Genomic DNA, 22,172 nt, shown 5'->3' with positions numbered 1-22,172 from the left:
TATGATCAAAAAAGTAGTCCTTGCCTCTTTGCTTGTTACCGTGATATTCGGGCCTTCCTATGCTCAGAAAAAGAAGGCCCCCCAGCCCCCCAATATCGTCCTCATCGTCTCCGATGACCACAGCGCCCCGTTTTTGAGCAGTTACGGGTATCCGCAGATCAAGACACCCAATATCGACCGGCTCGCACGGGAGGGTATCCGCTTCACGCGGGCATATACTACCGCGCCGCAATGCGTGCTTTCGCGCGCGGCGATCATGACCGGGCGGAATACGCTCGATGTGCAAATGACCCGCTTCTCGGCCCCGCTGGATGCCTCGGTAACTTCCTATCCGGAATTGCTGCGGAAGGGAGGTTACCACACCGGCATTCTGGGCCGGAACTTTCACCTCGACGGCAACCGCCGCGTGCCCGAAACAGTGACCGTTTTGGAAAAATATGGCTTGGAAACATTCAAAAACCGCGTCGATTACCTGAATGTGACCGGCAACCGCGACAGTATTTTCCAGCAATACACCGAGTTTCTGGATAAGGCTCCCAAAAACAAGCCATTCTTCGTGCAGGTCGGTTACAGCGATCCGCACCGGATTTTTAATGCCAAAAACTTCGAACCCGATCCGCAAACGCTCACATTGCCGGCACATTGGCCAGATACCAAGGGAGTGCGTGCCGATTTTGCTTCTTATCTCGGCGAAATCCAGCGACTCGACAGCGACGTGGGCCGGGTTTTGGAGGATTTGAAAAAGCGCGGTTTGGAAGAGAACACGCTCATTGTGTTTATCGGCGATAATGGAGGCGCATTGCTGCGCGGCAAGGGTACATTATACGATCTGGGCATTCACGTGCCGCTTATTATCCGTCATCCTGGTTTGATCAAAGGCGGGGCGGTTAGTAATGCCCTCGTGTCGGGTATCGACATTGCTCCGACGTTCCTCTCTGTCGCTGGGCTGCCGGTTCCCAAAGATATTACCGGCAAAAGCCTCACGCCCGCATTCGCCGATCCACAGCAAGGTGGCCACGAGTACATTTTTGCCGTCCGCGGGGCACACGGGCAGGGGTTACCCACGAATTCTTCCAATTTCGACCTCGGCAGGACCATTTTCAACAAAAAATACAAGCTGATCTACAATGCGATCTGGCAGATTCCCTACCACCCGGTTGACTTCGCCGGTCAGCCTTTCTGGCTAGAATTGAAACAGCAGCACGCCGAAGGCAAACTCGATGAGAAATACGACAAGCTCCTCTTCGCCGACCGCCGCAAAATGTTCGAAATCTACGACCTCGAAGCCGATCCGGACGAGACCAACAACCTCTCCGGCAAAGCCGAAGTCGCCACCGTCGAGCACGATCTGAAAGCCCGTTTACAGGAATGGATGATAGTGAACCGTGATTATTTACCATTACCGATAGCGCCCGAAAACTAATGAAATCCCTACTGACAAACCTCCTGCTTCTCACCGCCGCCACGTTTGCGCAGCAGCCCAAGCTGACTTCCAAACCCAACATTATCCTCATTTATACTGATGATCAGCGCTTTGATGCATTGAGTGTCGTCCAGCAGGAGCAAGGCGATAAGGCGCGGTTCCCGTGGTTCACGACGCCCAATCTCGACCGCCTTGCCAACGAAGGCGTGCGGTTCCGGAATGCGTTTGTGATCAATTCGCTATGCTCGCCAAGCCGGTCGACAATGCTGAATGGGCGTTATAATCATTTGAATGGCATTGCCAACAACCACACCGGGTTGTCGGATACGACTGTTACGTATGCCACAGAGCTGCACAAGGCGGGCTACACCACGGCGTTCTTCGGCAAATGGCATATGGGTAAGGAAAGCGGCAAACGGCCGGGCTTCGATTACTCGGCGAGTTTCGTCGGTCAGGGGCAGTATTTTGACTGTCCTATTGAAATTAATGGTAAGCCCCAGCCCAGTAAAGGCTGGGTGGACGATGTTTCGACCACGAATGCCATTGAATATATCAAGCAGCACAAAAGCGAGACATTCCTCGTGACGCTGGCATTTAAATCCGGACACGGCCCGTTCCAGCCACCGGTGCGGCATAAGGATACTTTCGCGCATGTAAAACTGACGAAACCAGTCACGGAGAGCCTGACATCTCCTTACAAAGACCAGATCGAAACGCCGCGCAGGCCCAATGCCAATGGAGCGCAAAATGCCAATGCGGGACAGAACGCTGCAAACAGCGCTTCCTGGACAGAAAACAATGACCAGAAAATCCGCAACTATTTCGGGGCGATCAAAGGCGTGGACGAGAATGTCGGCCGTGTCCTGCAAGTACTTGATTCGCTGAAACTGGACCAGAATACGGTCGTCATTTTTTCAAGTGACAACGGCTTTTTCTTTGGCGAGCATGGCCTGGGCGATAAGCGCGCTGCTTACGAGGAATCGATCCGCATTCCGCTGCTGGTACGCTATCCCGCCCGTTTTCCCAAAGGCAAAAAGATAGACCAGATGGTGCTGAACCTGGACAACGCCCCGACGTTGCTCGATCTGGCAGGCGTTCCCGCGCCCGCGTCTTTCCAGGGTAAAAGCTGGGTGCCGCTGATCGAAGACAAAACCAAAGGCTGGCGGACGTCGTTCCTGTACGAATACTTTTACGAAACCCCATACAACACCCCGACAATCAAGGCCATCCGCACGGAAACCGGCAAACTGATCCAATATCCCGGTGAAGAAGGCTGGTCGGAGCTGTACGATCTCTCCAAAGACCCGACAGAAACGACGAACCTGTACCAATCGGCCAACGGCGAAAAGCTAAAAAAACAACTACTCGGCGAGCTGAGCAAGCAGGAAAAAGCCACCGGCTACATCAACCCCGACTACGCCGACGCGAAGCCGGTGGATGAGAAGGGGAGGTACAAGCGGCCGGTGAAGGAGGCGATTCCGTGAGGCGCGCGCCGCGCGCTGACCATTGACCACCGTCAAAATCCCCCAAACCGTTCACCATAACCCCCAATGCCCCCATGTTCCGCAGAAATTTCCTGAAAAACGCCGCCCTACTTCCCGCATTATCGCTTGACATCCCGCTGGCCGAAACCAAGCTCCTCGTTACCGATATTCGTATTCATGAAGTGAAAGTCAATCAGCGGGGCAACTGGCATTTTGTTGAACTTAGAACCAATAAGGGCCTAACCGGGCTCGGGGAGGCGTCGCACGGGTTTTCGGCGGCGGTGAAGGATGGGGGAAGCCAGCTGCGGACGGAGCTCAACAGTTTGTTCCAACTGGTGAAGGGAGAGTCGCCATTTGCGGTGGAACAGTACCGGCAGCGTGGTTTTCAGAAGGCCTTTGCGAGAGGGAAGATCGCCATTACGGCATTCAGCGCCATTGAACATGCACTTTGGGATTTGAAAGGAAAGGCCTTGGGTGTGCCGGTGTACGAGCTGCTGGGCGGAAAGCTGCGCAATGAATTGAAGGTGTATGCCAATATCAACCGCGCCACCAACGAACGCGACGCGAATGGCCGCCGGCTCATCAGCGCATTTCAGGCGAATGCGGAAAATGCATTGAAAAGCGGTTTCAAAGCCGTGAAACTCGCGCCATTTGACGATATGAAACCCTTGAAATCATCGGACGAAAAGCAGATTGCTTCCGATATCGATTATGCGGTGAGCTGCATCGAAGCCGTCAGGCAGACGATCGGACCGGATACCGACCTGCTGATCGACGTGCACAGCCATTTGAACCAGGAACTGGCCATCTCCACGGCGAAACGTTTGGAAAAATCCAACTTATATTGGTTTGAAGAGCCCGTCGACCCGCAGAAATTCCCCGCCGAAACCCGCGCCATTACCGATGCCACCAAACAACCTTCCGCGGCCGGTGAATCGATTTTCGGCCGGCAAGGTTTCGCGGAGCTCATCGCCACCCGGGCCCTCGACGTAATCATGCCCGACGTGAAGCATTGCGGTGGCATTCAGGAACTGCGCTTCATTGCCGCACTCGCAGAAACCGCAGGCAACATCGCCATCGCTCCCCATAACCCGAGCGGCCCCGTCTCCACAGCCGCCAGCGTGCAGGTATGCGCCTCGATCCCCAACTTTTCCATCCTCGAATATGCCTACGGCGAAGTCCCCTGGCGCGCCGAGTTGCTATCGCCCATTGAGCGGTTCGAAAACGGTTTCATCCGCGTGCCGGATGCGCCGGGGCTGGGGCATCGGCTGAATGAGGTGGTGCTGAACAAGTACCGCGTTTGACAGCCGACCACATCGTCGATGTAGCGGTCGACACTTTCGACCAGGTGATTGGCGGCGATAGGGAAATGGCGGGTAGGGAACTGCCTTTGCTGAAATATCGGTTTATAAAAATTGATAGAAAAAATATAGTAGTTAAGGGCTAAACCTCCTTTTGACCGTCAAACTCTCTGCTAGCGGAATTCAATTTGCAACGGGATACTGACATATGGAATGCCTTTCGGTCGGGCGACAAGGAGGCTTTTGCAACCATTTATGCGTTGCATTTCGATGCTTTGTATGCATATGGCAAGCGCTTCATTGCCGATGAAACCCGCGTGGAGGATGCTATTCAGGACCTTTTTATCAATCTCTGGCGGGGCCACGCCAATGTGTCGCCGGTGGATAATATCAAATTTTACCTCTTCCGCAGTCTTCGCCGGGACATTTACCGCATTACCGAAAAAGAGAAGGTTTTTCCAAAGGTAGAGCTGGATGCGTTTCTGCATGATTATGACCAGCCCGAGGATGAGCCAATGCATTATGACGAAAAAGAGCTGACAATAAAGCTTGTAACGGTACTCCAAAGCCTTCCCAAACGCCAGCTCGAAGCGATCACGCTGCGGTATTACGAGAATTTCAGCATCAGCGAGATCGCCGTCATCATGGAGGTTTCGGATAAAACCGTCCGCAATACCCTGCACAATTCCCTCACTTTGCTCCGCAAGCATTCGCGGCTTTTCTACACGGTTTTCAAGCTGGCATTGGCTTTTATCTGGCATTAATCCGTCAATTCGGCCTTTTAAGGCTATTTATCAGCTTTTTTGAAAAAAATATTAAAATTCTTTGGGTCAACCGGGATAAAGCCTCCTTTGTATATATATAATGCAAAATGGAGATGTCGAAAAATTATGGGGACTATAATGCAGAAGACTTTCTTCGGGACGAACGTTTCCGCCGCTGGGTCGCTTCCGACGGGCGGGAGGAGGCGGTTTTCTGGGAAGATTTCAAAATGCGGCATCCTGAAAAGTCGGGTGAACTGACGCTGGCGCGGTCGCTGTGGGCCTCGCTGAACAGCTTGCAGGAAATGCCCGCTCCGAATGTCCGCGAGCGGATTTGGCAGCATGTCGGGGAAGCCACGCAGGATGTTACTGATACCGACGACCAACGCCCGGCAAGGCCATTGTACCGCTGGTGGCTGGCGGCGGCGGCGATACTCATCATAGGCGGGCTGGCCTGGACTTTTTACACGACGTTTAGAGAGGAACCGTTAGTGTACCGTGACCAGGTGGCAGTGGCACCGGTTTCACTGGATGAAAAGATTAATACAACCCAAAAAGAACAGACGATCACCCTCGCAGATGGCTCCACGGTGCTGTTAAAGCCCGGCAGCAAGCTCAGTTATTCCGGCTTTTCCGACAGCGAACGGGTTGTTTACCTCGATGGCGAGGGCTATTTCGATGTAGCGAAAAATCCTTCCAAACCATTCATTGTGTATGCGGGCCGGATTGTGGTGCAAGTGGTAGGTACCAGTTTCCGGGTGTCGTCGAATACGGGGAATGTCAAGAGCCGGGTAGCGGTGAGTTCGGGGAAGGTGAAAGTGTTTGCGGCTGGCAAGAAAGGAAGGGCAGAAGAGCCGGTTTTCCTGACGCCCAACCAGCAGGTGGTGTTCGACGCTCAGGCCCATGTATTTGCGAAAAGCCTTGTAGCCCAGCCGGTCCAGGTGGGCGGTACCGGCGAGCCGAAGGAGTTTGATTTTACCAATACCTCCGTGAATGCGGTGCTCCATACCATTGAAACAGCTTATGGTGTGACCATCCGCCATGATAATGCGGCATTCGCGTCGTGCAACCTGACGGCCCCGCTGGGGGATATGCCGATGTTCCGCAAGCTGGATATTATCTGCCAGACGATCGGAGCTACTTATGAAGTATTCGGTACTGAAATCGTGATCTCGGGAGGCTCGTGTGACCTCTGAAAATTCTCTAACCTAAAATTCAACCAAAGAACCAAAGCACCATGACGAAACATTAACCTCCATTCCCCCAAAAAGAAGAACCGGAAGCGCTGTAACGCTGCCGGTCCTGAATGATTCCCAAAGCATCGCGAAATGACTTTCCTGCCAGGCATTGCCGACGGCAGGGGCGGGGATCCTATGTTCCATTTCAAAAGCATTTAAAACAAAACACGGGTAAAAATATGCAAAAGTTTTTCAAGACGGTTCCGAAACCGCTACTGATAATGAAAATACTAGGTGTTCCCATAATCATTATTCTGTCGCTGGCCACGCTGGGCTTCGCCAGGGACGGAAATGCCCAGGAGTTGATGAAAAGGACGGTAACGGCGCAGTTCAACAACCGGGAGATCACGAAGGTGCTGACGACGATCGGGCATAAGACGAATGTGAAATTCACTTACCTGCCCGGCATTTTCCCGGGCGAGGCCAGGGTTTCGATGAAAGTGAAGAACGAGTCGCTCGAAAACGTGCTCCGCGAACTGCTCGCTCCTTACAATATCGGTTACCAGACGAGCGGCGATTTTATTATCCTCAGAAAAAACAATTCCGGCGCGAAGCCCGATCCGAAGGACGAAGCCCGTGTGGACCAGGATATTACCATCAATGGCAAAGTGGTCGACGAGAAGGGCGAAACCCTGCCGGGCGTGAGCATTATCCTCAAAGGTACCCAGCGCGGGACGGTGACGGATGTGGACGGCAAGTTTTCATTTAATGTCCCGGACCAATCGGCCGTGCTCGTTTTCAGTTATGTAGGGTATTCTCAAAAGGAAATTACGGTAGGCACGCAAACGAACTTCGACGTGCAGCTTTCCAACGACAACAAAGTCCTGGAAGAGGTGGTGGTAGTCGGTTATGGGGCTATTAAGAAATCGGATGTGACGGGTGCGATCGCATCGGTGGACAATACGAAGATTGCGCGTGCAGCCACGCCCGACGCTACCGGCGCGTTGCAGGGCCAGATGCCGGGCGTAGTCGTGGTGAAAAATGTGGGCAAGCCAGGAAGCGGTTATAACATCAATATCCGCGGTACCAGCTCCATCGGCGGCTCCAACTCGCCGCTGTATGTGATCGACGGCATTCCGTCCACAGCGGGTATCAATGAGCTGAACCCGGCCGATATCGAAAAGATCGATATTCTGAAAGACGCTTCCGCTACCGCTATTTATGGTTCGCGCGGGGCGAAAGGGGTGGTGATCGTGACGACCAAGCGTGGGAAATCGGGCAAGACGACCATTTCGTACGACGCCTATGCGGGTGTACGCACGCCTACGCACCTGCCCGAGATGTTCGACGGCCCCGAATATGTAGCTTTCCGTACCGAGATGTTCAAAGCGCAGGGAAAGGACGTTTCCAGGAACAATGCGGCCTTCTTCACCCCCGATCAATGGAAGAATATCGATGAGGGTAAATTCACCGACTGGCCGAAACTGATCCTGAAAAACGGCTTGCAAATGAACCACAACATTACCGCCAGCGGAGGAGACGAGAAAACCCGCTTCGCGATCAGCGCGGGGCTTTTGCAGGAAGACGGTAATGTAAAGCCTGAAAGTTTCAAACGCTATACCCTGCGCGGCAATGTGGACAGGCAGATTACGGCCAAATGGAAGGCAGGTCTGAATATTTACTTTTCTCAAAACCTGCAAAACCTGGGAAGCTCCGAAGCATTGCGCTCGGCTTACCGCCTGCCGCCGATGACTTACCCGTACGACGAAACCGGCGCGCCCGCGTTCCGCGTATACACGACCAATTCCGTGACCAACCCGATGTTCGACCAGGACAACGAGATCCGCCAGGTTCGTAATGCCCGCACTTTCGGGAACATTTTTGTGCAGTTCGAGCCCTGGAAGAATGTGACGCTGAAATCCACGATTTCGCCGAATTACTCGACCGAAAGAAGCGGCTTTTACTTCGGCCCGCTCTCCAAGCAAAGCCTCGGCGGCTCCGTACCAACGCAGGCCAGCAACGCCAGCAAAGAGCAGCTAACCTGGGTTTGGGATAATCAGGCGACTTACGACAGGCAGTTCGGCGAGCATAAACTCACCGCGACCATCGTGCAAAGCATGCAAAAAGACCGCATAGAGACGAGTACCATTACCGTGGACGGCATTCCTTATAAATCGCTCTGGTATAATATCGCGACCGGCGGCCGGGTGCTCGGGTATGGTTCATCCTATGTCAAAACGACGCTGGCTTCGGCCATGGGGCGGGTGAATTATAGTTTCAAAGACAAATACTTGTTGACGGCGACGGGTCGCTGGGATGGCTCTTCCCGTTTGGCGGAAGGTAATCAATGGGGCTTCTTCCCGTCGGCGTCACTGGCCTGGCGATTGTCCGAAGAGCAGTTTATCAAACGGGTACGCCAGATTACCGACCTGAAATTGCGTGTGAGCTATGGTGTTACCGGTAACGACCGTGTGGACGCCTATTCGACACAGGCCGCACTGGGCCAGACATTCTACGACTTTGGAGGCAATTTTGCCCAGGGTTACGCGCCTAACCAGCTCCCCAACAAGAACCTGACCTGGGAAACGACCCGTGAGATCAATGTCGGTCTGGATTTCGGTTTTTTCAACAATCGCATTGTTGGTAGTGTAGATGTGTATAACAGGTTGATCAACAATATCCTGCTGAGCCGCCAATTGCCTGCGCCGTCGGGCTGGGGATCTATTATGGACAATGTAGGCAAGCTGCGCAACAGCGGTATCGAGCTGGGTATCAGTTCGATCAACGTGGTGGCTGGCAAATTCCAGTGGAAGACCGATATCGTGTTCGATTCCAACAAAAACCGTATCCTGGAATTGAATGGCGGAAAGAAAGACGATGTCGGAAACAGCCTCTTCATCGGCCAGCCGGTGCAGGTGAACTACAATTACGTGTTCGACGGCATCTGGCAGACGGCCGAAGCGGAAACCGCGAAAAAGTACAACCAGACACCCGGCCAGATTCGCGTGAAGGACCTGGACGGCAACGGCGTGATCAATGCGGCCGACCGGCAGATCATCGGCAAGCGCGTTCCGAGTTGGACCGGCTCCTTTTCGAACACGTTCCGTTACGGCAACCTCGATTTGTACGTGATGGTATACACCCGCCGCGGCGAGCAGTACCAGAGCTCTTTCGACGCGACGCTGATGAACTACAATTCGGATTACAACCAGGTGAAAGTCGATTACTGGACGCCGGAGAACCCTTCTCAGACCTGGTTCCGGCCCGGCAATCCCGGTCCGTACACCGTGATCCCTACATTCCGCAAGGTCGATTTTACCCGTGTGGGCAACATTACGCTCGGCTATAACGTGCCGAATAGCCTCGTGCAGCGCTGGAAGATCAGCAACCTGCGTATTTACGCGACGGCCACCAACCCGCTGCTTTTCACGAAATACGAAGGTTTCGATCCCGAATGGCCTGCTACCAACACTTACGGCACGGCGGTGAGCACCTCGTCCTACCTTTTCGGCGTCAATCTGGCCTTTTAATTCATGACATTTATGAAAAAGACAATCTATATAGCAATGCTGGCGGCCGGAATGACCCTCACGTCCTGCCAGGACTTCCTCACCGAAGAAAATATCAGTGGCGTCACCAGCGAAAACTTTTATACGGATGCCGCAGGCTTTGAAAAACTAGTCAATTCCTGCTATTCATCGATGCGCGATGTATACGAAACCGATCCGAAACTCTTCTGCTGGGGCACCGACATTATCACCCGGGGCGAGATCGAGCCGGTGAGCGGTACCGTGGGCGACCGTGTCGTACGGGCGACGCAACTGAACGAGTACAAGACGCTTTCTTCGGACAACTCGGCCGTGGAAGAGCTTTTTTCCAACCTTTACGCGGGTATTCAGCGCTGCAATACTGCTATTAACAAAGCGACCGGCATTCCCGATCTCAGCGAGGCTACGCGCAACAAGCGGATCGGCGAAGTGCGGTTTATCCGGGCTTATTACTACTATTTGCTGGTCGAAAATTTTGGAGGCATTCCCATTGTAAAAGAGGAGATTAACACAGCTGTAACGCATTTCGTACCGAACACCGAGCAGGAGGTTTATGATTTTATGCTGGAAGATTTGGGTGCATCTTTGGGCAGTGTAGACGCCACTACGGCGGAGTTCGGCCGGGTGACGCAGGGTGCGGTGAAGCATTTGCTGTCGCTCGTGCATCTTACGCGCGGGTACAAATCGTTTGGCGGGTCGGCCGATTTTACCAAGGCGGCCCAATATGCCGAGGAAGTGATCGCAGCAGGGACTTACAAGCTGGTGCCCTCATTCCCCGATGTTTTCAAATCCACCAATCAGCAGAACAGCGAGATCATCTTCTCGATCCAGTTTGACCCGGCGAGTTTGAAAAACAAAACCATTGGTCATGGTCAGAATATCGTTTTCGGCTGGCGCATTTTCCGCGAACCGGGCTTCTACGACGGCGAATACCAGACTTACAGCCGCCGCACGAGCGATTTCATGCCGACGCAGTTTTTATACACCCTTTACAACACGGCCAAAGACGGCCGTTATGACGGCACGTTCCTGAGCAAATTCTACGCCGTGAAGGATGACAAGATCGGTAATTCGCCTATCAAGAAAGGCGATTTACGGTTTTATTTCCCATATCCCGACCAGCCGTTTACCGCCGCCGACTCAGCCGCATTAAAACAGGCCAACCCGAATGTGGAAATCATCCGTTTCGACAAATGGAAGCAGGATTTTCAGGGAATAGGAGGGGTTTTGAAATTCCCGATGATCAACAAATTCTTCGATCCGCTCGCCAATTTTCCGGGCAACAATGAGAAGGCATATTCCTGCACCCGTGACATTTATTTGTTCCGGTTTGCGGAAACCTATTTGCTTGCTGCGGAAGCTTATTTTAAGTTAGGTCAAAAAGACAAAGCCGCTGAAAAACTGAATGTCGTACGGCAGCGTGCCGCGGTAACCGGCCAAAGCCTGAACATCACCGCCGCGAATGTAGACATCGATTTCATCCTCGACGAGCGCGCCCGCGAGCTCGCAGGCGAGTACAAGCGCTGGCTCGACCTGAAACGCACGCACCGCCTCGACCGGGCATTTGAACACAACCCGCTCACCAAACTGACCAACCCCGGCGGCGTGAGCGAGAAATATTATCTGCGGCCTATTCCGCAATCGGTCATCGACCGGGATACGGAAGGGTACCCGCAGAATTCTGAGTATTGACGATGTCGTGTCAGCCTGAGCGAACCGGGCCGCCGGGCGGTCGAAGGCGTGTCAGCCTGAGCATTGACGATGCCATGTCGGCGAAGTCGATGTCCTGTCAGCCTGAGCATTGACGATGGCATGTCAGCAAACTCGATATCCTGTCAGCCTGAGCGAAGTCGAAGGCCGGTACTGCAACGGCCTTCGACTCCGCTCAGGCTGACAGTGCCGCAGTCTAACATCTAAGCACAAACAATCATGTTGAGAGCATTTACAATTTGTACAATTCTTAACCTTATACCATTGCTGTATGCGGTTGGGAGTCAGACCTCCGATGTTCCTGTGAGGAAGCTGAAAGTGAAGGCCAGGTTTGCGATGCCGGACATTCTAGTGCCGGATTTCAGTAAATCGAAACGTTTCCGGATTACCGATTTTGGTGCGGTTGCCGGCGATAAGGAAAAAGTTTCCGGTGCGATCCGGCAGGCTATCGACGCTGCGAATAAAGCTGGCGGTGGCATTGTGGTGGTGCCTGCGGGCGAGTGGGTCACGGGTAAGGTGCATTTGAAGAGCAATGTGAATTTGCATTTGGAAAAGGGTGCCGTGCTGCTGTTTTCGGAGCGGCCGGAGGATTATTTGCCTGCCGTGCATTCGACCTGGGAGGGCATTGAATGTTACAATTACTCGCCGCTGATTTATGCCTATCGATGCAAAAATGTGGCGATTACCGGCGAGGGCGAGGTGCGGGCGAAAATGGAGGTTTGGAAGGAATGGTTTGCGCGGCCGCGGCCGCATATGGAAAGTATCAAGCGGCTCTACAACCTCGCGCAGGACTATACGCCTGTGCAGGAACGTCAGATGGTGAACGATACCGCCCATTTACGGCCGCAGTTTATCCAGTTCAACCGGTGCGAAAATGTGCTGCTGGAAGGCATCACGATCACCAACAGCCCGTTCTGGACGATCCATCCCTATCTATGCAGGAATGTCGTGATCCGCAAGCTGAAAGTATATGCACACGGGCATAACAACGACGGCGTTGACCCCGAAATGAGCCGGAATGTGCTCATTGAAGACTGCGTTTTCGACCAGGGCGACGATGCGATCGCCATCAAATCGGGACGGAACCCGGAGGGCTGGCGACTGAAAACGCCTTCGAAGAATATCGTGATCCGCAATCTGACGGTGAAAAACGGTCACCAGCTGGTAGCGATCGGCAGCGAGCTTTCGGGCGGGATCGAGAATGTGGATATCGACCATTGTGAGGTGGTCGACGGCGCGAAACTGAACCATCTGCTCTTCATCAAAACCAATGAGAGAATGGGCGGGTATGTCAAAAACATCTACGCCTCGAACCTGACCGCCGGGAAAATCGACCTGGGCGTGCTGGGCATCGAAACCGATGTGCTATACCAATGGCGCACCCTCGTACCGACCAAAATTCGTAAGCTGACGCCCATTTCGGATATTTACCTGAGCAATATTCTGGCGAAGGACGTGAAATTCGAGTCGCGCATTCTCGGACAGAAAGAGTTGCCGGTCAAAAATGTCTCGATGAAGAATATTACGACCGGCAAAGTGCAGGAAAAGAAGGAGATACACGAAAACGTCCTGAATTTTCAGCATTGAAAACAGGGCATACTATTTGAATTTCAATGAAGACTTTTACCTACCAATGGATGAGGACAATCGGTATTGCAGTAATCGCTATCGCGTGGGTAGCCGCAATGCCCATTCCAGGCTTTAATGCAGCATATGCAGCCCAATTCGACCTCGTGACAACCAAAACCAAAGTTTCGATCTACTACCAGAAAGGCGGCCCGAAACTCGATTCGATCGCGGCGCATCTGCTGGCTGCGGACATTGAGCGGGTAAGCGGCTATCTGCCGGAGGTCGGTACCAGTGTCGCCGGTGCGAGCGGGAATGTGATCGTACTCGGGCGGGTCGGTTCCGACATCGTCGGGCGGTTCGGAAAGCAAGCCGCCGACGATGCGCTGAAAGGGGAATGGGAGCGGTATTCGCTACGTGTTTTGGATAAACCGGTTAAAAATGTCAATCAGGCATTGATCATTGCCGGCAGCGACGTGCGCGGAACCGCCTATGGCGCATTTGCGATCTCGGAGAAGATTGGCGTCACGCCCTGGTACTGGTGGGCGGATGCCGTGCCCGCGACGCGTAAAGTGTTGTCCCTGAATATCAGCAACTTTACCTCCGATGTGCCTTCCGTCAAGTTCCGGGGAATATTTATCAATGACGAAGACTGGGGACTGCAACCATGGGCGGCCAGAACGTTCGAACCGGAAACGAAAGACATCGGCCCGAAGACCTATGCGAAGGTATTTGAACTCCTTTTACGACTGAAAGCCAACCTGATATGGCCGGCGATGCACCCGAGTACAAAGGCGTTTTACCATTACCCGGGTAACGTCAAAGCCGCCGGAGATTACCAGATCGTCGTGGGCTCCTCGCATGCGGAACCAATGCTGCGCAACAATGTGAGCGAATGGAACGAGAAGACCATGGGCCATTTCAATTTCGTAACCAACCGGAAGAAAGTGGAGGCTTACTGGGAATCGCGGATCAGGGAAAGCGCCGGTTTCAACGGCATTTACACCACGGGAATGCGCGGCGTGCATGACGGGGAAATCCAGGGTGTGAAAACGTTACCTGAAACCGTGACGTTGCTCGATACGATCATCCGCGTGGAACGTGAAATGCTTCAAAAGTATGTAAACAAGGACATTACCAAAGTACCGCAGGTTTTTACACCCTATAAAGAGGTTTTGGAAATCTACGATGCCGGTTTGAAAGTACCGGAAGACATTACCCTCGTCTGGCCGGATGATAACTATGGTTATATTCAAAGATTGAGCAACGAGGCGGAAAACAAGCGTCCCGGCGGTTCGGGCGTGTATTACCACGCGTCGTACTGGGGGCGCCCGCACGATTACCTGTGGCTCAATACGACGCATCCCGCGCACATACGTGAGGAAATGACCAAAGCATTTGCATTGAATGCGAGGCATTTGTGGGTGTTGAATATCGGCGATATCAAGCCCGGCGAATATGCGATGCAGGTATTTCTGGACATGGCTTACAACGCAAAACCATTTGAAAAGCCGGGCTATTCCAAAATGCATTTGAAGCAATGGCTGGCCGGGATTTTCGGCGATAAAAGCAGTGCTGCTATTTCGGAAGTGCTCTGGAAATACTATAACCTCGCATTCGAAAGAAAACCGGAATACATGGGTTGGAGCCAGACCGAACCGACTACCGGCATTCGCCATACGGCTTATAACCACCATTATTACGGCGACCAGGCGCAGCAGCGGATCGACGATTATAACAAACTGGTTTCCGAAACAGCCGCCATCCGGAAGCAAATAGCGAAAAAGGACGAGGCTGCATTCTACGAGCTGGTGGATTATCCCGTGAAAGGAGCAGCCATGATGAACCGGAAATTCCTGTATCGCGACAAAGCGTATCTGTATGCCCGGCAAGGTCGGGTAAGCGCGGCACATTATGCTTTGCTGTCAAAGCAGGCCTATGCCGAAATCGTCGTGGAAACGGGTATTTTCAATGAAAAACTGCTGAATGGCAAGTGGAAAGGCATGATGGACATGCAACCGCGCGAGCTGCCGGTATTTAAAATGCCGGATTTTAAACTCTCCGTCGCACCGAACCTCCCGGCATTCCGTGCATTGCCTGAGGGCCTGGATACCACCTATGCGGCATCGATCAAAAAGCGCCAATTCAAAATGCCCGCATTCGATCGCTGGAACAAGCAGAAGCGGTTTATAGATGTATTTTTAACCCAAAACACCCCAAAGAGTTTCCGTATCACAGCTTCCGAGCCGTGGATCAAGACAAGCGTTTCGCAAGGCGAGTTAAGCACCGGCGATCTGGCCAAAAGCGAGCAGCGGATCTGGGTGGAAATCGATTGGGCGAATGCGCGAATCGGCGAATTGAGCGGTAACATTAAAATCGAAGCGGGAGACGATAGCTATAATTTCAAAGTAACCGCCAACAATGCCGACGCTAACACGCTGCCCGGTTTCAAGGGCTACGTCGCCAACGACAAGTACATTTCAATCCATGCGGCAGGATATACCGGTTTGAAAAACACAGCCACGCGGAACTGGGGCGTCGTGGATGCATTGGCTGGCAACGGCAATGCATTGCAGGCACTTCCGCTCGCGTTCAAGGGCCAACCAGATACGACAAACGTAACGGGTAACCCGTCGGCCGAATATGATTTTTACACATTCGCCGACACCCCGGCCAGCATTACCGTAAGCACGCTGCCCACTTACCCGCTGAACAAGGATTTCGGAATGCGTTACGCGGTAAAAGTCGACGACGGGCCGGTTAAAATATTCAATTTCAAAACAATAGGCCGCAGCAACGAATGGAAGCAAAATGTGCTCGCCAACTCCGCGAAACGGACGCTGGAACTGCCCTCGCTGAGCGCTGGTATGCACAAGCTAACGATTTACATGATCGATCCGGGTGTGGTATTGCAGCACATTTTCATCGACCTGGGCTCGGAGCAGGCGTTTTATGGGACGCTGCCGCCCACGGTGCGGCTTGCGCCGCGGACGGTGGACGGTGGACGATAGACCATGGTCCACCTCACCCAACCCGCTTCGCATCCGACGCCACCACCCATTCGGAAACCTCGCATTCGGGGCAGGTCGGGAGCTTGGTCGCATCCTTGCCGCTCCGCACGCCGCCGCATTTGACGCAGGCGATGTAGCCGTAGTTTCCGTGGCTGTTCAGCTTTTCTTGCAGTTTGTCCGGGAAAATAGGCAGGCCGTATTTCACCTCTTCATCGGGGTAGAAAAGAATGCTGAATTCGCCGGAGGTTTCGATGAGCACGGTGCGTACCTGGCCCAGGTGTTCGACATGGCTCACTCGCAACGCGGCGAAAAATTCGTCCTGCGACAACCCCGAATCCTTGAAGGCGTCGGTGAGGAGCTTGCCTTCGCGGATCACGTAAAGGGGCTCGCCTTCCAGGACTTTTTCAACCTTCACAAAACGGTCGGAAAGCCGGGTGACGAGCGTGTAGAGGCTGATCACGACCAGAAATACGATAAATGCGGGCAAGATACCCACATCTTCATAAAACATCGGATCGCCCGCCGCGGAGCCTAATCCGATAATAAGTACCAGTTCGAAAATAGAAAGCTGCTTGATCCCCCGCTTCCCGGAAGCCCGGAGGGCAATGAGGATGATCACAAACATAATAATGGTCCTCACTACCACTTCCAGCAGGAAAGTGAAGGGATGGTCGTGCATGAGAATTTTTCTCCAATCGGCAAATTCGGGCATAGCTAAGCATTGTTTGCCCATATACGTGCAAAATGCGTGCCGCGGCCTACATCGCCCCCGCCAGCACCCACACCAGCACATTCACCACATAGCCGAACTTCGCCCGCAGTACCCGCAGGCATTTACTGATGTGGAACTCGACGGTCTTCTCGGAGAGGTCGAGCATTTGCGCGATCTCTTTGTTGGGAACGCCGTTGCGGCTCATTTCGAATACGTGCTTGCTTTTTTCGGGAAGGTTCGCGAGCTCGCGGGCGTATATTTCCTGCACTTCTTTCAGGGAAAGCCATTCCTGTACCAGGTTGGCCGATTGTGACGAAAGCGTTTCCAGGTCGATGTCGTTCAGCGAAACCGTGTGCTGTACGATCTGCTTCCGCAAATAGGAGATAATGCGGTTTTTAAGCGCCGAAAAAAGGTAAAGGTTGAATGCTTTTTCGATGGTAATGCCCGTCCGTTGCAGCCACAAATGCACAAACAGATCCTGAACAAGGTCTTCCGACGCCTCACTGTTGCCGGTCTTCCGCAATGCGAGCGCGTAAAGCCGGGACGAATACCTGCGATGCAGCTCGGCAAAGGCCAGCGAATCGTCCGAAACCTTCGCAAGCTGCCATAATTCGAGGTCGTCGTTGTCGCGGTAATCCTTACTCATTGGGTGCATTCTTCAACTTCGTTCAAAAGTAATAAGGATTCAAATAGTATTTGTTATAAAATTTCTTCAAAAGTCACTAGGGATAAAAGCGTGGCGTGCGTCCTGTTGATAGAGAACCGAAATAACAGGTCATTACAAACGGATTATGAATAAAGGGAATATTTCGCGGGGCGACCTCTCACCGGAGCTGTTGAAGCGCTATGTGGAAGGACAATGCACACCGGAGGAAGCATTTCAGGTAGACGAATGGTACGCGTCGCTATCCGAAGAAACCGGTACCGGTGCCGCATTCGATCAGCCCCGGCATTTGGGCAAGGTGCAGGAAGAGATTGGAAGACTGTCGTCCCGTGAGGATTCGCCGGGCGAGGTACCGACCGTGCCTTTGCGGCGCTCGGCGTTTGGCCAGTACGTGCGTTACGCTGCCGCGGCGGTTATCCTGCTGGTGGCCGGGGTGGGTATCAATTATTTTTTGTCCCGACATCAATCCGGTTTCACGCTCGGGAAGCACACCTATTCGACCATCAACAAGACCCGCCAGGTACGCAAGCACGTTTTTCCCGACGGGAGCGAAGCCTGGCTGAACCCCGGCACGCGCGTTACCTATGCGAAGGAAGACTTCAATGATGATTCCCGTGAGGTTTCCCTCGAAGGCGAGGCGTTTTTTGAGGTAACACACGATCCGTCGCGGCCGTTTTTCGTGCACGGCGAGTCGGTGCAGGTGAAAGTGCTCGGTACCAGTTTCAATGTGCGTGCGAACAAGGGTGAGGCGGAGTATGAAGTCTCCGTCGTAACGGGGAAAGTTTCCGTAACGGCCGACAAAGGCAGGGAAGTAATGCTCCTGCCGCACCAGCAGGCGGTTTTCAAAGTAGCCTCCGGCGAGCTGGTGAGTGAGGAAGTACCCGAAGCCGCCGAAAAAGCACCGTTATGGCAGCCTGTTTCGCTTACGTTCACAGATGCGAAGCTGGGGGAAGTGGTGAAAAGCCTGGAAGAAAAATTCGACGTAAAGATCCGCCTGGAAAACCCTAACCTTGAAAACTGCCGCGTCAAGGCGACGTTCGACCATAACCGGCTTTCGGAAATACTCGAAATGACGATGCAGATCGTGGACGCCCGCTATGTGATGCAAAATGATGAGATCGTGATCCGTGGCGAAGGATGTGCCGTTTCGGAATAGCAGAAAACCCAGTCAAACCAATCAAAACAGACACCTAACAATCCGCCCTATGACTAAATTCAACCAACCGAAATAATACCCGCTTCAAAAAAGAAAATCAGGAGTGTTGGAGCCACCCCTGATCCTGAACGAAGTCCTTGTTGGAACATCACTGGCCGGTGATGCAAGGCTTCCTATTGTTCATATTAACCATTTCAAACTTATGTATTTTTTCCTAAAAAGCAAGACGGCATACCATATTATGCGGTTATCCATTATACAGCTTTTCCTGATCGGAATGATTGCGGCGGGCGGTTATGCGAGGGATATCAATGCCCAGGACCTGCTGGCTAAAAACGTGAGCATCCAGGCGGAAAATATCCCGCTGGGCACCGCTTTGGACCGGTTGGAGAACCTTGCCGGCGTACGTTTCGCGTACAGCCGCAGTATTATCCCCGTCCGTACCCGCGTGAGCCTGAATGCCAGTAACGAGAAACTTTCAACCGTGCTCGACCGTCTGCTGATGCCCTTGCAGATCGAATACCAGCCCGGCGACGGGCAGATCATCCTCAAACGCAGCCGCAAAGTGTCGTTTTCGCAGGAACCGCTGGCCCCCGGCGAGACGCAGACAATCAGCGCAGCGAGTGCGGCCGACATCCGGCTCACCGGTACCGTCATCGACGACAAGGGCGACAAGCTCCCCGGCGTGAGCGTAGTGCTGAAAGGTACCCAGCGTGGCACGGTCACCAATGAGGAAGGTGCTTACGCGCTCGATATTCCGGATGATAAGTCGGCTGGTGGACCGGCAGTATTGATATTTTCTTTCGTTGGTTACCTCTCTCAGGAAGTGCCGGTAGGCGCGCAGGCCGTGGTAGACGTGACTTTGAAAGTGGATTCGAAGTCGCTGGAAGAGGTGGTGGTGGTAGGGTATGGTACGCAGTCCAAAAAGAATATCACGGGCTCGGTAGCGACCGTGCAGGGCTCTGAAATTACCCGCAGCCCGCAGGCGAATATTTCCAACTCGTTTGCAGGCCGCTTGCCGGGTCTGATCGCCAATAACCGCTCCGGGGAGCCGGGTTCGGATGGTTCGAGCATATTGATCCGCGGCCGGGCTACGACCGGCGACAGCAACCCGCTGATCGTGATCGACGGGATCGCGAATGCCATAGGAGGGCTCGACCGCCTGAATCCGAACGATATTGAAAGTATTTCGGTGTTGAAAGACGCCTCGGCCGCCATTTACGGCGCACAGGCTGCCAACGGGGTTATTTTGATTACTACTAAAAAAGGTATTTCAGGAAAGCCGCGCTTCGATTATTCCTTTAACCAGGGCTTCGTGCAGCCTACGCGCCTGCCCAGGTTCGTGGATGCGCCTACGTACGCAGGAATCCTGAATACGATCGACTATTACCGCAATCCATCGGGCGGCATGAACCAGCGGTACAGCGACGCCGAAATCCAGAAATTCCGGGATGGCTCCGATCCGGTTAATTATGCCAATACCAACTGGGTGAAAGAGTTGATGAAGCCGGTGGCGAAGCAGAACCAGCACAACCTCTCCGTTTCCGGCGGTACCGAGAAGATCAACTATTTTGTATCGGCAGGGACATTGTACCAGGACGGCCTTTACCGCGATGGTGTGAACAAATACCGCCAGTACAGCGTGCGTTCCAATGTGAATGTAAATGTGAATGACAAATTGAGCTTCGGCATTCAGCTGGCGACACGGCGTGAGAACCGCAGCTATATTGCCGGTTTCGGTGCGAGTAATGTGTTTGAGTTTTTGTACAGAACCTATCCGACATTACCTGCACGCTATCCCGACGGAAAGCTCGGGGCCGGTGTGGAACAAGGCAAAAACCCGATCGCCATGGCGACGCTGGCCGGTACCAACAACAGTCCCACCACGGTTTCGAACGGTATTCTCAGGGCAAGTTATCAGTTACCGATCGACGGTTTGTCGGTTGACGGCTTCTTCTCCGCCGACCAGAGTTTTGCATTTACCAAAGAAATGAAAACCAACTGGATCGTTTACCAGTATAATAAAACCACCCAGCAATACAGCACCGTGCTCGGCGGCCCCGCGCAGGCGCAGATGTACGAGAGCCAGACCAACCGTGCATTGCTGACAGGAAATATCAAATTAAACTACACCAAAAACTTCGGCGACCACGCATTATCCTCGTTCGTCGCTTACGAGCAGAGCCGCGAAACGCAGGAGTTTTTCAGTGCGTCACGGAACAATTTCATCACGACCCAACTGCCCGATCTGAGCCAGGGCGGTGCGCAGCCGGTGGATTATGGCAACAGCGGAAGCAGTTACCGCAAATCGCGCAGGAATGTGTTCGGGCGGGTGAACTACAACTACATGGGCCGGTACCTGGCTGAAATACAGTTGCGTTACGACGGATCGTCGGTGTTTCCGAAGGGCAATCGCTACGGTTTTTTTCCGGGGATTTCACTCGGTTGGCGGGTGTCGCAGGAGCCGTGGTTCCGGACAGGCGAAGCGGTTAACGACCTTAAGATCAGGGCTTCCTATGGTGAGCTGGGTAACGACCGCGTGAACCCCAACCAGTTCCGCGACAACTTCCAGGTGCGCAACGGCGCATTCTCGACCGGCAACAATGCCAACAATGTGCCGCTCATTCAGTACTCACTGCTTGCCAACCCGAACATTACCTGGGAAGTGGCCAAGAAATACAATGTGGGCCTCAACTCGACGCTCTTCAAAAAGCTGACCTTTGATCTCGACCTTTTCTTCGAGAACCGTACCAATATCCTCGCCAGCCGCAATGTGAGTATTCCTGCGCTGACGGGTATCAGCAGCTCTCAAATCCCGAAAGAGAACATTGCCGAGGTGCATAACCGCGGCCTGGAAACACAGATCCAGTATGCGGGCAGCCACAACAATTTTACTTACAACATCGGCGGTAATTTCGCATTTGCCAAAAGCGAAGTGATTTTCATCGACGAGGCCCCCAACACCCTCGATTACCAGCGTGCCACCGGCATGCCGCTCGGCTCCGACCTTGGTAATCCGAATGCCGACCTCATGTATCGCGCGATCGGTGTGTTCAAAACCCAGCAGGAACTCGACGCTTACCCGCACGTGTCGGGCGCGGGCATGGGCGATCTGAAATACGAGGATTACAATGGTGACGGCAAGATCGACGCTACCGACCGCATTCGCTCGCAGTATAGCAATGTGCCGCAGATTACCTACGGCGTGAATCTGGGCGGTGGTTGGAAAAACCTTACCCTGAATGTCCTTCTGCAAGGCCAGGCGCGTGTGGCGCAGTATGTGGTGGTGGAAGCCGGCGAGTTCAGCAGCGTGATGCAGTCGCGCGCCGAGGACGCGTGGAGCCCAACCAACCCGAACGGCAACTCGCCGCGCATAGACTCGCGCACGGGTACGGGTGTGAATGGCAGCTATAAAAACACGTTCTGGTTCCAGAACACCGCTTTCCTGCGCCTGAAAAACGTGGAGCTGGCTTACAATGTGCCGGCGAAAATTATTTCAAGGATTGGATTGGGCGGTTTGCGGATCTACACCAACGGGTTTAACCTGCTCACATTCACCAAAGTGAAGGATTTCGACCCGGAAGGCGACAATGGCAATGCGTTCTTCTATCCGCAGCAGAAAATCTACAATGTGGGCGTGAACGTGACATTCTAAACT

General features: G+C 53.4%; 14 protein-coding genes. 11 read left to right on the top strand and 3 right to left on the bottom strand.

The window, feature by feature from the left end; genetic code table 11:
- The first annotated feature begins 1 nt into the window (after window position 1).
- The 5 genes from BMW93_RS28950 (at window position 2) to BMW93_RS28930 (ending at window position 6,165) form a co-directional block, all read left to right on the top strand.
- Window positions 2-1,423 carry a sulfatase gene (locus tag BMW93_RS28950; RefSeq protein WP_090384760.1) on the top strand — a complete coding sequence of 474 codons (1,422 nt, stop codon included), beginning with the start codon at window positions 2-4 and terminating at the stop codon, window positions 1,421-1,423.
- Window positions 1,423-2,907, top strand: a complete 1,485-nt coding sequence (locus BMW93_RS28945) for a sulfatase (RefSeq protein WP_090384758.1) — start codon at window positions 1,423-1,425, stop codon at window positions 2,905-2,907. Before BMW93_RS28950 ends, BMW93_RS28945 begins: the two co-directional genes overlap by 1 nt.
- Window positions 2,908-2,981: 74 nt before the next feature.
- Entirely contained in the window at window positions 2,982-4,211 is a 1,230-nt protein-coding gene (locus BMW93_RS28940) for a mandelate racemase/muconate lactonizing enzyme family protein (protein ID WP_090384755.1), read from the top strand.
- Window positions 4,212-4,396: 185 nt separating this feature from the next.
- The gene (locus BMW93_RS28935; protein WP_177194235.1) at window positions 4,397-4,972 is read left to right on the top strand and encodes an RNA polymerase sigma factor; all 576 of its coding nucleotides are present in this window, start codon (window positions 4,397-4,399) and stop codon (window positions 4,970-4,972) included.
- Between the two features lie 113 nt (window positions 4,973-5,085).
- Entirely contained in the window at window positions 5,086-6,165 is a 1,080-nt protein-coding gene (locus tag BMW93_RS28930; RefSeq protein ID WP_177194234.1) for a FecR family protein, read from the top strand.
- A 12-nt stretch (window positions 6,166-6,177) separates the two neighbouring features.
- On the opposite strand, the gene BMW93_RS35600 is transcribed toward BMW93_RS28930, so the two are convergent.
- Window positions 6,178-6,351: a hypothetical protein gene (locus BMW93_RS35600; RefSeq protein ID WP_177194233.1), complete on the bottom strand. Its 174-nt coding sequence runs from the start codon at window positions 6,349-6,351 to the stop codon at window positions 6,178-6,180.
- 77 nt (window positions 6,352-6,428) lie between these two features.
- Here BMW93_RS35600 and BMW93_RS28925 point away from each other — a divergent pair, with 77 nt between their 5' ends.
- The 4 genes from BMW93_RS28925 (at window position 6,429) to BMW93_RS28910 (ending at window position 15,982) form a co-directional block, all read left to right on the top strand.
- A complete protein-coding gene (locus tag BMW93_RS28925; protein ID WP_229240942.1) occupies window positions 6,429-9,677 on the top strand; it encodes a TonB-dependent receptor in 3,249 nt (1,082 codons plus the stop codon).
- A 12-nt stretch (window positions 9,678-9,689) separates the two neighbouring features.
- Window positions 9,690-11,387, top strand: coding sequence for a RagB/SusD family nutrient uptake outer membrane protein (locus BMW93_RS28920; RefSeq protein WP_090384836.1), 1,698 nt, complete (start codon window positions 9,690-9,692; stop codon window positions 11,385-11,387).
- Between the two features lie 282 nt (window positions 11,388-11,669).
- Entirely contained in the window at window positions 11,670-12,992 is a 1,323-nt protein-coding gene (locus BMW93_RS28915; protein WP_229240940.1) for a glycoside hydrolase family 28 protein, read from the top strand.
- Window positions 12,993-13,018: 26 nt separating this feature from the next.
- A complete protein-coding gene (locus BMW93_RS28910; RefSeq protein WP_229240938.1) occupies window positions 13,019-15,982 on the top strand; it encodes a glycosyl hydrolase 115 family protein in 2,964 nt (987 codons plus the stop codon).
- Between the two features lie 13 nt (window positions 15,983-15,995).
- Here the strand turns inward: BMW93_RS28910 and BMW93_RS28905 are convergent, their stop codons facing one another.
- A complete protein-coding gene (locus tag BMW93_RS28905; protein WP_090384741.1) occupies window positions 15,996-16,694 on the bottom strand; it encodes a DUF421 domain-containing protein in 699 nt (232 codons plus the stop codon).
- A gap of 46 nt (window positions 16,695-16,740) precedes the next feature.
- Window positions 16,741-17,340, bottom strand: a complete 600-nt coding sequence (locus tag BMW93_RS28900; protein WP_218147750.1) for an RNA polymerase sigma-70 factor — start codon at window positions 17,338-17,340, stop codon at window positions 16,741-16,743.
- 145 nt (window positions 17,341-17,485) lie between these two features.
- Here BMW93_RS28900 and BMW93_RS28895 point away from each other — a divergent pair, with 145 nt between their 5' ends.
- Together BMW93_RS28895 and BMW93_RS28890 are read left to right on the top strand one after the other, a co-directional pair.
- On the top strand, window positions 17,486-18,514 hold the full coding sequence (locus BMW93_RS28895; protein ID WP_090384737.1) for a FecR family protein: 1,029 nt from the start codon (window positions 17,486-17,488) through the stop codon (window positions 18,512-18,514).
- 202 nt (window positions 18,515-18,716) lie between these two features.
- Entirely contained in the window at window positions 18,717-22,169 is a 3,453-nt protein-coding gene (locus BMW93_RS28890; RefSeq protein ID WP_090384832.1) for a TonB-dependent receptor, read from the top strand.
- Window positions 22,170-22,172: the final 3 nt, after the last annotated feature.

It is taken from the genome of Dyadobacter sp. SG02 (genome assembly GCF_900109045.1).
Lineage (GTDB): Bacteria > Bacteroidota > Bacteroidia > Cytophagales > Spirosomataceae > Dyadobacter.
Note: the sequence above shows the minus strand (reverse complement) of the source record. Positions and strands in the feature narration are given on the sequence as shown.

Bases quoted from the DNA above. Each gene is read 5' to 3' on its own strand.
- BMW93_RS28890 (WP_090384832.1), top strand. From the start codon at position 18,717: ATGTATTTTTTCCTAAAAAGCAAGACGGCATACCATATTATGCGGTTA.
- BMW93_RS28940 (WP_090384755.1), top strand. From the start codon at position 2,982: ATGTTCCGCAGAAATTTCCTGAAAAACGCCGCCCTACTTCCCGCATTA.
- BMW93_RS28950 (WP_090384760.1), top strand. From the start codon at position 2: ATGATCAAAAAAGTAGTCCTTGCCTCTTTGCTTGTTACCGTGATATTC.
- BMW93_RS35600 (WP_177194233.1), bottom strand. From the start codon at position 6,351: ATGGAACATAGGATCCCCGCCCCTGCCGTCGGCAATGCCTGGCAGGAA.
- BMW93_RS28945 (WP_090384758.1), top strand. From the start codon at position 1,423: ATGAAATCCCTACTGACAAACCTCCTGCTTCTCACCGCCGCCACGTTT.
- BMW93_RS28905 (WP_090384741.1), bottom strand. From the start codon at position 16,694: ATGCCCGAATTTGCCGATTGGAGAAAAATTCTCATGCACGACCATCCC.
- BMW93_RS28930 (WP_177194234.1), top strand. From the start codon at position 5,086: ATGTCGAAAAATTATGGGGACTATAATGCAGAAGACTTTCTTCGGGAC.
- BMW93_RS28910 (WP_229240938.1), top strand. From the start codon at position 13,019: ATGAAGACTTTTACCTACCAATGGATGAGGACAATCGGTATTGCAGTA.
- BMW93_RS28895 (WP_090384737.1), top strand. From the start codon at position 17,486: ATGAATAAAGGGAATATTTCGCGGGGCGACCTCTCACCGGAGCTGTTG.
- BMW93_RS28900 (WP_218147750.1), bottom strand. From the start codon at position 17,340: ATGAGTAAGGATTACCGCGACAACGACGACCTCGAATTATGGCAGCTT.
- BMW93_RS28920 (WP_090384836.1), top strand. From the start codon at position 9,690: ATGAAAAAGACAATCTATATAGCAATGCTGGCGGCCGGAATGACCCTC.
- BMW93_RS28925 (WP_229240942.1), top strand. From the start codon at position 6,429: ATGAAAATACTAGGTGTTCCCATAATCATTATTCTGTCGCTGGCCACG.